Raw genomic sequence first — 13,040 nt, forward strand, 5'->3', positions numbered from 1 at the left:
ATGGAAAGAATAAAATGTACAGTTGCATATGATGGCATTCATTTTTGTGGTTACCAAATTCAACCACAGCATCGGACTGTTCAACAAGAAATAGAGAAAGCATTGCAGAAGTTGCATAAAGGAGAACTTGTTCGTGTGCAGGCATCAGGCAGAACGGATTCTACCGTTCACGCCAAAGGACAAGTGATACACTTTGATACACCTTTGTCTCTTGAAGAGTGGCAATGGAGTAATGCTTTAAATACAATGTTGCCGGATGATATTATTATCAAGCAGGTAGAGAAGAAAACAGAAGAATTTCATGCACGTTACGGTGTCGAGAAAAAAGAATATCGCTATCGTGTATTATTATCAAAGACTGCGGATGTATTCCGTAGAAATTACGTATATCAATATCCATATCCACTCGAAATAAACTCTATAAGAAAAGCGATTCCTTATTTTATTGGAACGCATGACTTTACTTCTTTTTGTTCGGCAAAAACTGACAAAAAAGATAAAGTACGAACAATTTATGAAATCGAATTAATTGAGCAAGACGATGAATTAATTTTTCGCTTTGTAGGTAATGGATTTTTATATAATATGGTCAGAATTATTGTTGGTACGTTACTTAGCGTAGGTCAAGGAAAGCTTGATCCGGATAGTATTCCAGAGATTTTAGCGAAACAAAATCGCCAGTTTGCTGGAAAGATGGCTCCAGGTCATGGACTTTACTTATGGCAGGTAAACTATAACAACTAATCCTGGTGTAACATTTGCTTGACATTAGAAACTCAAAAGTATATCATAACATATGGTATTGTTTCTAAAACCACGATTAGCCCCGGAAGGAAATCGTGTTTAAGATAAACAATAGATTTTTTCTATGGAAAAGATAACGAGGAGGGAAACACATGCGTACGACTTTTATGGCAAAAGCTAACGAAGTTGAGCGTAAATGGTATGTGGTTGATGCTGAAGGTCAAACTTTAGGTCGCCTATCTACTGAAGTAGCATCCATTTTACGTGGTAAACACAAACCAACATTTACACCACACGTTGACACGGGTGATCATGTAATTATTATTAACGCTGAGAAAATTCATTTAACAGGTAATAAATTAAACGATAAAATTTACTACCGTCACACTAACCACCCAGGTGGACTTAAGCAAAGAACAGCTCTAGAAATGCGTACAAACTACCCTGTACAAATGTTAGAGCTTGCAATTAAAGGCATGCTTCCAAAAGGACGTTTAGGACGTCAAGTGTCTAAGAAATTAAACGTGTATGCTGGAGCAGAGCATCCACACCAAGCACAACAACCAGAAGTTTACGAACTTCGCGGATAATTAATTAAAGGAGGGCTTACTTTGGCACAGGTTCAATACTATGGCACTGGACGTCGTAAGAGTTCAGTAGCGCGCGTACGCCTAGTTCCAGGCGAAGGACGCGTTATTATTAACGGTCGTGATTTTGAAAACTATATCCCATTTGCTGCATTACGTGAAGTAGTGAAACAACCTCTAGTTGCAACAGAAACTTTAGGTAACTACAATGTACTTGTAAACGTAAATGGTGGTGGATACACTGGTCAAGCTGGTGCTATTCGTCACGGTATTTCTCGCGCTTTATTAAAAGCTGATCCAGAATACCGTCTAACATTAAAACGTGCGGGTCTATTAACTCGTGACGCACGTATGAAAGAGCGTAAAAAATACGGTCTTAAAGGCGCACGTCGTGCACCTCAGTTCTCAAAACGTTAATTTTTGCGAACTACAAACCCCAACCATTTTGGTTGGGGTTTTTTTATGTTTAATTCTTCTTTTGTAATTTTTTTAGCTTGGAATATTTTAGTGCTACCGTCCTACGTATGCTTCTTCTTTAGAAGTTTAGACTAATACGTATTAGGGAGGTTTATAAGTACTATGAATGTCATTGTCAGCTTACAAGAAAAACAAAAAGAAAAGCAGTTAAAATACGAGCGGAAGATGCTGCGAGAATTATCATTAAAAACATTGCGTTTAAATATTCGTGATGCCTTTCAAATGCAAGAACTTCATCGTCAGTATGAAGATTATTGCATTGAACTAGGGATAGAATCTTATTTATTAGGAGCGAGATACAGTAAATTTGGTTATCATGGCGAATCATTCTTTGATGTAAAATATAGGGCTTTAGAAGAAGAACAACAATTAACTGAAACGTTATTTCAATTTTTAACGAGTATGACTATACGTGAAATTAAGTTGCAAGACGAGGGATTGCTTTTTGAATCTTGCCAGCAGTTTATCGGCTTGTGGTGGCAGGAAGGCTATGAAAAAGGCGAAAGAAGATATCGATTAAAGCTACACTAAGACAAGCATAAACTTTCCTCTTGTCCCATATAAGTAATTAGAGGGACTAGCTGGAGGAGGAAAGGTATGAAGAGAATTCGAATTATCTCTTTTGCGCTCGCTGCGGTTGTTTTGTTTTTTTTAGTTAAACAAGAATTTCAAATTACAAAATCGTGGCGAGCTTGGAATTTACCCTTATCAGGGAAAGTGATTGTACTAGATGCTGGGCATGGTGGGCCAGACGGAGGGGCTGTTGGTGGAAAGGATATTGTAGAAAAAGATATTACACTTGAGATTACAAAAAAGGTACAAGATTATTTACAAGAACAAGGTGCTTTAGTTATTTTAACGCGTGAAGGAGATTATGATTTAGCTAATAAAGATACAAAGTCATATAGTAGACGTAAAGCAGAGGATTTAAAAAAGCGTGTTGAGATCATTAATAAGCCTGATGTAGACTTTTTTGCGAGTATTCATTTAAATGCCCTAACTAGTAGTGGATCTAAGGGCGCACAAACGTTCTACTATCGTTCTTCGATTGAAAATGAACGGGCTGCGAAATTTATACAAGCTGAATTGAGAACAAGCTTAGAAAATACGAATCGTTCTGCTAAAACAATTCCTCACGTGTATTTATTGAAGTATGCCAAAACACCAGGTGCTTTAATTGAGGCTGGCTTTTTATCGAATGTGAATGAAAGATATATGTTAAATTCGGAGAAATACCAACAAAAAGTAGCTGCTGCAATATATCGTGGTATATTACGTTATTTTACGGAAAAAGGAAATCCTCCAGAATAAGGAGGATTTTTTCGAGTTTCTCTCGTTAACGAAGTTTTCCGAAAATATGTTATACTGGAAATGTAAACGCATTTATTTCAAAAATAAAGATAGATAAATTTAATTAACAATACGTTATTTTTCATACAGGGGGCTGGGCTAATTATGGTAACAAAAGAGCAGGTAGTGGAAGCATTGGAAGGGATTGTAGATCCGTTTATACATAAAACGTTAAAAGAAACAAATGCAATTAAAGAGGTGACAGTCAAGCCTGAGAAGGAACATGTAAGTGTTAAAATTGCAATTGTAAAGACGGGTACAGCGGAACAAATGCAGTTGCAGTCTGGAATTGTAAAGTTAGTAAAAGAACTTGGAGCAACAACAGTTGGACTTCGTTTTGCAGAATTTACAGAAGAGGAATTAGCTCAGTTTGCACCACCGCAAGAGGAAGAGAAAAGTGAATCCTTATTATCACCGAACTCAAATACAACATTTTTAGCAGTGGCAAGTGGAAAAGGTGGAGTAGGGAAATCAACTGTTTCTGTTAACCTTGCAATTGCTTTAGCTCGTTTAGGCAAAAAGGTTGGTATCATCGACGCGGATATTTACGGTTTTAGTGTACCGGATATGATGGGTATAGAAAAACGTCCAATCGTAAGAGGTGATAAGATAATACCAGTGGAGCGTCTAGGCGTGAAAGTAATCTCAATGGGATTCTTTGTAGAAGATAACGCACCTGTTATTTGGAGAGGACCGATGCTTGGGAAAATGTTAAATCACTTTTTCACAGAAGTAGAGTGGGGTGATTTAGATTACTTAGTATTGGACCTACCACCAGGTACAGGTGATGTTGCTTTAGATGTACATTCGATGTTGCCGGCTTGTAAAGAGATTATTGTAACAACGCCGCATCCAACAGCGGCATTTGTAGCAGCGCGCGCTGGAGCCATGGCTTTACGTACAGAACATAGTATTCTTGGTGTTGTTGAAAATATGGCGTATTTTGAAAGTAAAGCAACTGGTGAAAAAGAGTATGTGTTTGGAAGAGGTGGAGGAGATAAATTGGCTACGGAACTCCAAACGGATATACTTGGCCGAATTCCACTTCAACAACCTGATTGGAATAAAGAGGACTTTGCGCCGTCAGTATATGAAGATACACATACAACGGGTCTCATTTATCGTACGATAGCTGAGACAGTTATTGATAAAACAGCTGTCGCGCAAAACTAAAGTAGTAATGAGTGGACAATATATACATTGTCCACTCAGTGCTATAATTTTTATTATTGTTCTTTGTTCCCATCTTGAGAACCGCCTTCACCACCTGCGCCTTTCTTATCAGACCCACCTTTTTCGGCTTTTTGTACACCTTTACTAATGATGTCAATCATCTTAGCTTGGAAGAGAGGACTTTCGGCAGTTTCAGTTAGTACTTGCTGTAAATATTGACGATATTCTTTACTCTTCATTGTTTGTAACATAATTTTCTCTACTTCAGGATTTTTCATAATCTCTATAACACCTGATTGGTATTCAGGATCTTTTAGTAAAGTTTTCATTAAGTTTGTTTGTTCTTTTCCCATACTTTTAGCAAATTTCGATGAGAACTCAGGGTCTTTAAAGAGCTTTTCCCAGAATTGTTGCCCTTTTTCAGATACCAGTGCATCTTCAATCGTTTTCTTTACTACTGTTTCATCTAGTATGAGTGCTTGTTTCATTTTTTCATCAGTTAATACATCTTGGATCGCTTTTTTTCCTTGATCGGTTTTTAAAATATCAACAATCATTTTTTTTGTTTGATCATAATCAAGTTCGGATTTTGCTTCTTTTTCTTGTGCACATGCCGCTAGTGCTATAAATAGAAAAGAAGAAATCAAAACGAGCAGCATCCGTTTCATAAGTTGGAGCTCCTTTCAGCAAAGTTCTCTTTTTTTAATATAAATCTCTTTAAGGAATTTATACATTAACATGGCTAGCTTTTTGAAATTGTCATTGTTACAATTTAATTAGAAATATAAGAATAATGGGGGATGTGTTGTGAATAGCCGCAAGTGGGTACGACTATTTTTTACGACGTTGTTTCTTGGTGGGATTAGCACAGTCTTTATTGGTTTTGTTTTAGAGTGGGACAAGTACGCTAAATTTTTTCAAAATTTCGACGGAAAAGAGATTTTAGCAATTTCCTTTTGGTTGATGGGCGTAGGATTTATTTTTAGTGTTATAAGTCAAATGGGGTTCTTTGCGTATTTAACGATCCATCGTTTTGGATTAGGGATGTTTCGGTCATCTTCTTTATGGAATACAGTGCAACTGTTCTTTATTGCGTTCGTATTATTTGATTTCGTTTATTTAAGGTCAGTACTTGTTGCAAATGGGGAAGTTTCATTAGGGAATAACATACTTGTTGCTGGGATGTTATTTGTGTTTGGGGCAATTGTCGCTTATATAAAGAGTAAAGAAACGAATAAAAAAGCATTTGTTCCCGCTCTGTTCTTTATGGTTGTTGTAACAATTCTTGAATGGGTACCAGCGCTCCGGATTAATGATACAGATTGGTTATATTTAATGGTGATACCACTTTTATTATGTAATTCATATCAGTTACTTGTATTGCATCGTTTAATTGGACAAAAGAGTAAGTCAGCTTAATGAGGAGAGTGGATTTTTAATTATCCAGATTCTTATCGTCCGTAAATGCTAGGATAAAAAAGCTCTGCTATCTTAACAAAAGATAACAGAGCTTTTTATGTGTGAAGGACCGTGTAGAAAGGAACTACTTAATATCTTCACTTTTTGTACTTGTGTTGGAAATAAGTTGTGATACAGATGTTTGTTCATATCCGTCGCTCTTTAATTTTTGTAAGAGTAATGGTAAAGCCTTATTTGTTTGAAGGGCAGAATCAGAAGCATGTAATAAGACGATATCTCCACCCTTTAAATTGCTAGAGACTGTGGAAATGATTTTATTTACGCCGGGATTTTTCCAGTCATTTGAATTGTTACTCCAATGAACGATGGTGTATCCGAGTGATTCCGCTATTTTAAGAGTTGTTTTGTTAAAATCGCCACTAGGTGGACGTAATAGCTTGACTTGTTTTACGCCAAGTTTCGTAAAAACATCTTGTGCCCGCAAAAGATCTCGTCGTATTTCATTTGCTTCTAGTGAAGTGTAGGATGTGTAATTATAGCCCATACTACCAATCTCATGTCCATCTTTCATGATGCGTTCGACAATATCAGGGTGTCTTTCAGCCCATGCAGCAGAGAGAAAGAAGGTTGCATTCTTAATTTCTCTTTCTTTGAGTGTATTAAGGATTGGAATAGCTTTTTTGTCCCCCCAGCTAATGTCAAACGTGAATGCAACTTGTTTTTTTGCAGTGTCCCCTTTGTAAATCACTTTAGGGCCAGTAGCAGTTGAAAAAGCAGATTCATGTGAATATGTTTTTAAAAAGAGTAGCCATGCTGTAAATAAGGAAAGTACGACTATTAAGCTAATGTGTTTAAATGTTCTTTTACTCGTAATAAAAAAGAAAAACATAATATTACGCCCCTTTGTCCAATCCTTTTCAGTTACATATATGCTTTAAATTTAAAAAAGAGAACAAGGGATTAATATCGTAAGTGGTGGATATAATGAGTGATAGAATTTTGTTTTTGGTGATACATTATTGATAATTGAAAATGAGTGGGGCGTTTATCGGTACACGTAAGGAGTTATTGAGGTGATAATTTGCTTGGGATTATGTTGACGAAGGAAGAGAAAAAAGAAATGGAATACATACTGAAGAGAGAGTTAGAGGAACTTTTATTTGATTTTGAAGATGAGCGTATACATAGCGTTGTAAAAAAGGCGATGGAAGAAAGGTATAAAATCATTTTTTGTTTATTTCGGAGAGTTGCTAATAGGGAAGAATGTATTCGTTATGTAAGAAAAAGAATTTTTTATTAAAAAGTGTTGACGCTAAGAGTAAGGATATGATAAATTAATAAACGTCGCTGATGCAGAAACGCAGAAAACGACAAAAAAGAAATTAAAAAACTTAGTTGACATCGAAAAATGAAGATGTTAACATAAGGAAGTCGCAAATGAGCGACTAAGTAGTTCTTTGAAAACTGAACGAAACAAACAACGTGAACGTCAATTTTTATTTTTAGATGCTAGACAAACTAACTTTATTGGAGAGTTTGATCCTGGCTCAGGATGAACGCTGGCGGCGTGCCTAATACATGCAAGTCGAGCGAATGGATTAAGAGCTTGCTCTTATGAAGTTAGCGGCGGACGGGTGAGTAACACGTGGGTAACCTACCCATAAGACTGGGATAACTCCGGGAAACCGGGGCTAATACCGGATAATATTTTGAACTGCATAGTTCGAAATTGAAAGGCGGCTTCGGCTGTCACTTATGGATGGACCCGCGTCGCATTAGCTAGTTGGTGAGGTAACGGCTCACCAAGGCGACGATGCGTAGCCGACCTGAGAGGGTGATCGGCCACACTGGGACTGAGACACGGCCCAGACTCCTACGGGAGGCAGCAGTAGGGAATCTTCCGCAATGGACGAAAGTCTGACGGAGCAACGCCGCGTGAGTGATGAAGGCTTTCGGGTCGTAAAACTCTGTTGTTAGGGAAGAACAAGTGCTAGTTGAATAAGCTGGCACCTTGACGGTACCTAACCAGAAAGCCACGGCTAACTACGTGCCAGCAGCCGCGGTAATACGTAGGTGGCAAGCGTTATCCGGAATTATTGGGCGTAAAGCGCGCGCAGGTGGTTTCTTAAGTCTGATGTGAAAGCCCACGGCTCAACCGTGGAGGGTCATTGGAAACTGGGAGACTTGAGTGCAGAAGAGGAAAGTGGAATTCCATGTGTAGCGGTGAAATGCGTAGAGATATGGAGGAACACCAGTGGCGAAGGCGACTTTCTGGTCTGTAACTGACACTGAGGCGCGAAAGCGTGGGGAGCAAACAGGATTAGATACCCTGGTAGTCCACGCCGTAAACGATGAGTGCTAAGTGTTAGAGGGTTTCCGCCCTTTAGTGCTGAAGTTAACGCATTAAGCACTCCGCCTGGGGAGTACGGCCGCAAGGCTGAAACTCAAAGGAATTGACGGGGGCCCGCACAAGCGGTGGAGCATGTGGTTTAATTCGAAGCAACGCGAAGAACCTTACCAGGTCTTGACATCCTCTGAAAACTCTAGAGATAGAGCTTCTCCTTCGGGAGCAGAGTGACAGGTGGTGCATGGTTGTCGTCAGCTCGTGTCGTGAGATGTTGGGTTAAGTCCCGCAACGAGCGCAACCCTTGATCTTAGTTGCCATCATTAAGTTGGGCACTCTAAGGTGACTGCCGGTGACAAACCGGAGGAAGGTGGGGATGACGTCAAATCATCATGCCCCTTATGACCTGGGCTACACACGTGCTACAATGGACGGTACAAAGAGCTGCAAGACCGCGAGGTGGAGCTAATCTCATAAAACCGTTCTCAGTTCGGATTGTAGGCTGCAACTCGCCTACATGAAGCTGGAATCGCTAGTAATCGCGGATCAGCATGCCGCGGTGAATACGTTCCCGGGCCTTGTACACACCGCCCGTCACACCACGAGAGTTTGTAACACCCGAAGTCGGTGGGGTAACCTTTATGGAGCCAACCGCCTAAGGTGGGACAGATGATTGGGGTGAAGTCGTAACAAGGTAGCCGTATCGGAAGGTGCGGCTGGATCACCTCCTTTCTATGGAGAATTGATGAACGCAGTTCATCAATAAACGTTGACTTGTTTTGTTTCGTTCAGTTTTGAGAGAACTATCTCTCAAAATGTATGTTCTTTGAAAACTAGATAACAGTGTAGCTCATATTTTTTTAATTTTAGTTTGGTTAAGTTAGAAAGGGCGCACGGTGGATGCCTTGACACTAGGAGTCGATGAAGGACGGGACTAACGCCGATATGCTTCGGGGAGCTGTAAGTAAGCTTTGATCCGAAGATTTCCGAATGGGGAAACCCACTATACGTAATGGTATGGTATCCTTACCTGAATACATAGGGTATGGAAGACAGACCCAGGGAACTGAAACATCTAAGTACCTGGAGGAAGAGAAAGCAAATGCGATTTCCTGAGTAGCGGCGAGCGAAACGGAATCTAGCCCAAACCAAGAGGCTTGCCTCTTGGGGTTGTAGGACATTCTATACGGAGTTACAAAGGAACGAGGTAGACGAAGCGACCTGGAAAGGTCCGTCACAGAGGGTAATAACCCCGTAGTCGAAACTTCGTTCTCTCTTGAATGTATCCTGAGTACGGCGGAACACGTGAAATTCCGTCGGAATCTGGGAGGACCATCTCCCAAGGCTAAATACTCCCTAGTGATCGATAGTGAACCAGTACCGTGAGGGAAAGGTGAAAAGCACCCCGGAAGGGGAGTGAAAGAGATCCTGAAACCGTGTGCCTACAAATAGTCAGAGCCCGTTAATGGGTGATGGCGTGCCTTTTGTAGAATGAACCGGCGAGTTACGATCCCGTGCGAGGTTAAGCTGAAGAGGCGGAGCCGCAGCGAAAGCGAGTCTGAATAGGGCGTTTAGTACGTGGTCGTAGACCCGAAACCAGGTGATCTACCCATGTCCAGGGTGAAGTTCAGGTAACACTGAATGGAGGCCCGAACCCACGCACGTTGAAAAGTGCGGGGATGAGGTGTGGGTAGCGGAGAAATTCCAATCGAACCTGGAGATAGCTGGTTCTCCCCGAAATAGCTTTAGGGCTAGCCTTAAGTGTAAGAGTCTTGGAGGTAGAGCACTGATTGAACTAGGGGTCCTCATCGGATTACCGAATTCAGTCAAACTCCGAATGCCAATGACTTATCCTTAGGAGTCAGACTGCGAGTGATAAGATCCGTAGTCAAGAGGGAAACAACCCAGATCGCCAGCTAAGGTCCCAAAGTGTGTATTAAGTGGAAAAGGATGTGGAGTTGCTTAGACAACTAGGATGTTGGCTCAGAAGCAGCCACCATTTAAAGAGTGCGTAATAGCTCACTAGTCGAGTGACTCTGCGCCGAAAATGTACCGGGGCTAAATACACCACCGAAGCTGCGAATTGATACCAATGGTATCAGTGGTAGGGGAGCGTTCTAAGTGCAGTGAAGTCAGACCGGAAGGACTGGTGGAGCGCTTAGAAGTGAGAATGCCGGTATGAGTAGCGAAAGACGGGTGAGAATCCCGTCCACCGAATGCCTAAGGTTTCCTGAGGAAGGCTCGTCCGCTCAGGGTTAGTCAGGACCTAAGCCGAGGCCGACAGGCGTAGGCGATGGACAACAGGTTGATATTCCTGTACCACCTCTTTATCGTTTGAGCAATGGAGGGACGCAGAAGGATAGAAGAAGCGTGCGATTGGTTGTGCACGTCCAAGCAGTTAGGCTGATAAGTAGGCAAATCCGCTTATCGTGAAGGCTGAGCTGTGATGGGGAAGCTCCTTATGGAGCGAAGTCTTTGATTCCCCGCTGCCAAGAAAAGCTTCTAGCGAGATAAAAGGTGCCTGTACCGCAAACCGACACAGGTAGGCGAGGAGAGAATCCTAAGGTGTGCGAGAGAACTCTGGTTAAGGAACTCGGCAAAATGACCCCGTAACTTCGGGAGAAGGGGTGCTTTCTTAACGGAAAGCCGCAGTGAATAGGCCCAAGCGACTGTTTAGCAAAAACACAGGTCTCTGCGAAGCCGTAAGGCGAAGTATAGGGGCTGACACCTGCCCGGTGCTGGAAGGTTAAGGAGAGGGGTTAGCGTAAGCGAAGCTCTGAACTGAAGCCCCAGTAAACGGCGGCCGTAACTATAACGGTCCTAAGGTAGCGAAATTCCTTGTCGGGTAAGTTCCGACCCGCACGAAAGGTGTAACGATTTGGGCACTGTCTCAACCAGAGACTCGGTGAAATTATAGTACCTGTGAAGATGCAGGTTACCCGCGACAGGACGGAAAGACCCCGTGGAGCTTTACTGTAGCCTGATATTGAATTTTGGTACAGTTTGTACAGGATAGGCGGGAGCCATTGAAACCGGAGCGCTAGCTTCGGTGGAGGCGCTGGTGGGATACCGCCCTGACTGTATTGAAATTCTAACCTACGGGTCTTATCGACCCGGGAGACAGTGTCAGGTGGGCAGTTTGACTGGGGCGGTCGCCTCCTAAAGTGTAACGGAGGCGCCCAAAGGTTCCCTCAGAATGGTTGGAAATCATTCGTAGAGTGCAAAGGCATAAGGGAGCTTGACTGCGAGACCTACAAGTCGAGCAGGGACGAAAGTCGGGCTTAGTGATCCGGTGGTTCCGCATGGAAGGGCCATCGCTCAACGGATAAAAGCTACCCCGGGGATAACAGGCTTATCTCCCCCAAGAGTCCACATCGACGGGGAGGTTTGGCACCTCGATGTCGGCTCATCGCATCCTGGGGCTGTAGTCGGTCCCAAGGGTTGGGCTGTTCGCCCATTAAAGCGGTACGCGAGCTGGGTTCAGAACGTCGTGAGACAGTTCGGTCCCTATCCGTCGTGGGCGCAGGAAATTTGAGAGGAGCTGTCCTTAGTACGAGAGGACCGGGATGGACGCACCGCTGGTGTACCAGTTGTTCTGCCAAGGGCATAGCTGGGTAGCTATGTGCGGAAGGGATAAGTGCTGAAAGCATCTAAGCATGAAGCCCCCTCAAGATGAGATTTCCCATAGCGTAAGCTAGTAAGATCCCTGAAAGATGATCAGGTTGATAGGTTCGAGGTGGAAGCATGGTGACATGTGGAGCTGACGAATACTAATAGATCGAGGACTTAACCATATAATATGAAGCTAATGTTATCTAGTTTTGAAGGAATATATATTTAAAATTCCTTTGGACATTCTCAAAAGAATGTGTATAATGATAAAAGTCTGGTAATGATGGCAGAGAGGTCACACCCGTTCCCATACCGAACACGGAAGTTAAGCTCTCTAGCGCCGATGGTAGTTGGGACCTTGTCCCTGTGAGAGTAGGACGTTGCCAGGCTTATATTATTCCGCAGTAGCTCAGCGGTAGAGCTATCGGCTGTTAACCGATCGGTCGTAGGTTCGATTCCTACCTGCGGAGCCATTATGCTTCCATAGCTCAGCTGGTAGAGTACTTCCATGGTAAGGAAGAGGTCACCGGTTCAAGCCCGGTTGGAAGCTTGGGAAAAGTTTTGTTTTTTTTTGGCCCGTTGGTCAAGTGGTTAAGACACCGCCCTTTCACGGCGGTAACACGGGTTCGAATCCCGTACGGGTCACCACTTTTGGAGGATTAGCTCAGCTGGGAGAGCACCTGCCTTACAAGCAGGGGGTCGGCGGTTCGATCCCGTCATCCTCCACCATATATTTTTAAATGTCGGAGGGGTAGCGAAGTGGCTAAACGCGGCGGACTGTAAATCCGCTCCTTTGGGTTCGGCAGTTCGAATCTGCCCCCCTCCACCATTCTTCTGCTATATAGCAGTTGTTTTTTATTGGACATTATGGTAAAATAACATTTGTCTTTGAAAAGAAGATAACTATTTCGATGGGCTATAGCCAAGCGGTAAGGCAACGGACTTTGACTCCGTCATGCGCTGGTTCGAATCCAGCTAGCCCAGCCATTTACGAGCCATTAGCTCAGTTGGTAGAGCATCTGACTTTTAATCAGAGGGTCGAAGGTTCGAATCCTTCATGGCTCACCATTTTCGCGGAAGTAGTTCAGTGGTAGAATACAACCTTGCCAAGGTTGGGGTCGCGGGTTCGAATCCCGTCTTCCGCTTAATTACTAAGGGGCCTTAGCTCAGCTGGGAGAGCGCCTGCCTTGCACGCAGGAGGTCAGCGGTTCGATCCCGCTAGGCTCCATATAAATAGGAAAAGCTTACATCAAATGATGTAAGCTTTTTTTTGTGTTTAAATTCCACTCAAAAAGGAAACTTTTCCGTATATCGTTTAAAATGAAAAAAGGGAT

10 protein-coding genes, 9 tRNA genes and 3 rRNA genes are annotated in these 13,040 nt (G+C 42.6%); 20 read left to right on the forward strand and 2 right to left on the reverse strand.

The window, feature by feature from the left end:
• The 6 genes from truA to NSQ08_RS26970 all read left to right on the forward strand — a co-directional run bounded on the left by truA (position 1) and on the right by NSQ08_RS26970 (position 4,331).
• Positions 1-744, forward strand: a complete 744-nt coding sequence (truA, locus tag NSQ08_RS26945; RefSeq protein WP_340779984.1) for a tRNA pseudouridine(38-40) synthase TruA — start codon at positions 1-3, stop codon at positions 742-744.
• A gap of 152 nt (positions 745-896) precedes the next feature.
• A complete protein-coding gene (gene rplM / locus NSQ08_RS26950) occupies positions 897-1,334 on the forward strand; it encodes a 50S ribosomal protein L13 (protein WP_002029337.1) in 438 nt (145 codons plus the stop codon).
• A 21-nt stretch (positions 1,335-1,355) separates the two neighbouring features.
• Positions 1,356-1,748 carry a 30S ribosomal protein S9 gene (rpsI, locus tag NSQ08_RS26955; protein ID WP_002009728.1) on the forward strand — a complete coding sequence of 131 codons (393 nt, stop codon included), beginning with the start codon at positions 1,356-1,358 and terminating at the stop codon, positions 1,746-1,748.
• A 162-nt stretch (positions 1,749-1,910) separates the two neighbouring features.
• Positions 1,911-2,339, forward strand: coding sequence for a DUF2521 family protein (locus tag NSQ08_RS26960; RefSeq protein ID WP_340779989.1), 429 nt, complete (start codon positions 1,911-1,913; stop codon positions 2,337-2,339).
• Positions 2,340-2,405: 66 nt separating this feature from the next.
• Positions 2,406-3,119 carry an N-acetylmuramoyl-L-alanine amidase CwlD gene (gene cwlD / locus NSQ08_RS26965; RefSeq protein ID WP_002009721.1) on the forward strand — a complete coding sequence of 238 codons (714 nt, stop codon included), beginning with the start codon at positions 2,406-2,408 and terminating at the stop codon, positions 3,117-3,119.
• A gap of 144 nt (positions 3,120-3,263) precedes the next feature.
• Positions 3,264-4,331: an Mrp/NBP35 family ATP-binding protein gene (locus NSQ08_RS26970; protein WP_002029334.1), complete on the forward strand. Its 1,068-nt coding sequence runs from the start codon at positions 3,264-3,266 to the stop codon at positions 4,329-4,331.
• 53 nt (positions 4,332-4,384) lie between these two features.
• Here NSQ08_RS26970 and gerD read toward each other — a convergent pair whose 3' ends face one another.
• Positions 4,385-4,999 (reverse strand): spore germination lipoprotein GerD, encoded by a 615-nt coding sequence (gene gerD, locus NSQ08_RS26975; RefSeq protein ID WP_002009716.1) that lies wholly within the window; start codon positions 4,997-4,999, stop codon positions 4,385-4,387.
• A gap of 139 nt (positions 5,000-5,138) precedes the next feature.
• Between gerD and kbaA the strand changes: the two genes are divergently transcribed.
• A complete protein-coding gene (gene kbaA, locus NSQ08_RS26980; RefSeq protein ID WP_002124701.1) occupies positions 5,139-5,750 on the forward strand; it encodes a KinB signaling pathway activation protein KbaA in 612 nt (203 codons plus the stop codon).
• 124 nt (positions 5,751-5,874) lie between these two features.
• Here the strand turns inward: kbaA and pdaB are convergent, their stop codons facing one another.
• Positions 5,875-6,639, reverse strand: coding sequence for a polysaccharide deacetylase family sporulation protein PdaB (gene pdaB, locus NSQ08_RS26985; RefSeq protein ID WP_002029332.1), 765 nt, complete (start codon positions 6,637-6,639; stop codon positions 5,875-5,877).
• 192 nt (positions 6,640-6,831) lie between these two features.
• Between pdaB and NSQ08_RS26990 the strand changes: the two genes are divergently transcribed.
• The 13 genes from NSQ08_RS26990 to NSQ08_RS27050 all read left to right on the forward strand — a co-directional run bounded on the left by NSQ08_RS26990 (position 6,832) and on the right by NSQ08_RS27050 (position 12,934).
• Entirely contained in the window at positions 6,832-7,050 is a 219-nt protein-coding gene (locus NSQ08_RS26990; protein WP_002139933.1) for a hypothetical protein, read from the forward strand.
• Positions 7,051-7,274: 224 nt separating this feature from the next.
• Positions 7,275-8,826, forward strand: a 16S ribosomal RNA gene (locus NSQ08_RS26995).
• A 141-nt stretch (positions 8,827-8,967) separates the two neighbouring features.
• Positions 8,968-11,888, forward strand: a 23S ribosomal RNA gene (locus NSQ08_RS27000).
• A 91-nt stretch (positions 11,889-11,979) separates the two neighbouring features.
• Positions 11,980-12,095 (forward strand): 5S ribosomal RNA (rrf, locus tag NSQ08_RS27005).
• Together the 16S, 23S and 5S rRNA genes with 9 tRNA genes alongside form the textbook arrangement of a ribosomal RNA operon.
• A gap of 9 nt (positions 12,096-12,104) precedes the next feature.
• Positions 12,105-12,179: transfer RNA gene (locus NSQ08_RS27010), tRNA-Asn, on the forward strand.
• A gap of 4 nt (positions 12,180-12,183) precedes the next feature.
• A tRNA-Thr gene (locus NSQ08_RS27015) sits at positions 12,184-12,256 on the forward strand.
• 23 nt (positions 12,257-12,279) lie between these two features.
• Positions 12,280-12,354: transfer RNA gene (locus NSQ08_RS27020), tRNA-Glu, on the forward strand.
• Between the two features lie 5 nt (positions 12,355-12,359).
• A tRNA-Val gene (locus NSQ08_RS27025) sits at positions 12,360-12,435 on the forward strand.
• A 16-nt stretch (positions 12,436-12,451) separates the two neighbouring features.
• Positions 12,452-12,535 (forward strand) — tRNA-Tyr (locus tag NSQ08_RS27030).
• An 83-nt stretch (positions 12,536-12,618) separates the two neighbouring features.
• Positions 12,619-12,693 (forward strand) — tRNA-Gln (locus NSQ08_RS27035).
• 5 nt (positions 12,694-12,698) lie between these two features.
• Positions 12,699-12,774 (forward strand) — tRNA-Lys (locus NSQ08_RS27040).
• Between the two features lie 5 nt (positions 12,775-12,779).
• Positions 12,780-12,851, forward strand: a tRNA-Gly gene (locus tag NSQ08_RS27045).
• A 10-nt stretch (positions 12,852-12,861) separates the two neighbouring features.
• Positions 12,862-12,934, forward strand: a tRNA-Ala gene (locus NSQ08_RS27050).
• The last annotated feature ends 106 nt before the right edge of the window (positions 12,935-13,040 follow it).

The sequence above is a fragment of the Bacillus sp. FSL E2-8887 genome (assembly GCF_038007205.1).
Lineage (GTDB): Bacteria > Bacillota > Bacilli > Bacillales > Bacillaceae_G > Bacillus_A > Bacillus_A mycoides.

Coding starts and splice junctions, on each gene's coding strand:
- truA (WP_340779984.1), top strand. CDS start 1: ATGGAAAGAATAAAATGTACAGTTGCATATGATGGCATTCATTTTTGT.
- rplM (WP_002029337.1), top strand. CDS start 897: ATGCGTACGACTTTTATGGCAAAAGCTAACGAAGTTGAGCGTAAATGG.
- NSQ08_RS26960 (WP_340779989.1), top strand. CDS start 1,911: ATGAATGTCATTGTCAGCTTACAAGAAAAACAAAAAGAAAAGCAGTTA.
- cwlD (WP_002009721.1), top strand. CDS start 2,406: ATGAAGAGAATTCGAATTATCTCTTTTGCGCTCGCTGCGGTTGTTTTG.
- NSQ08_RS26970 (WP_002029334.1), top strand. CDS start 3,264: ATGGTAACAAAAGAGCAGGTAGTGGAAGCATTGGAAGGGATTGTAGAT.
- gerD (WP_002009716.1), bottom strand. CDS start 4,999: ATGAAACGGATGCTGCTCGTTTTGATTTCTTCTTTTCTATTTATAGCA.
- pdaB (WP_002029332.1), bottom strand. CDS start 6,639: ATGTTTTTCTTTTTTATTACGAGTAAAAGAACATTTAAACACATTAGC.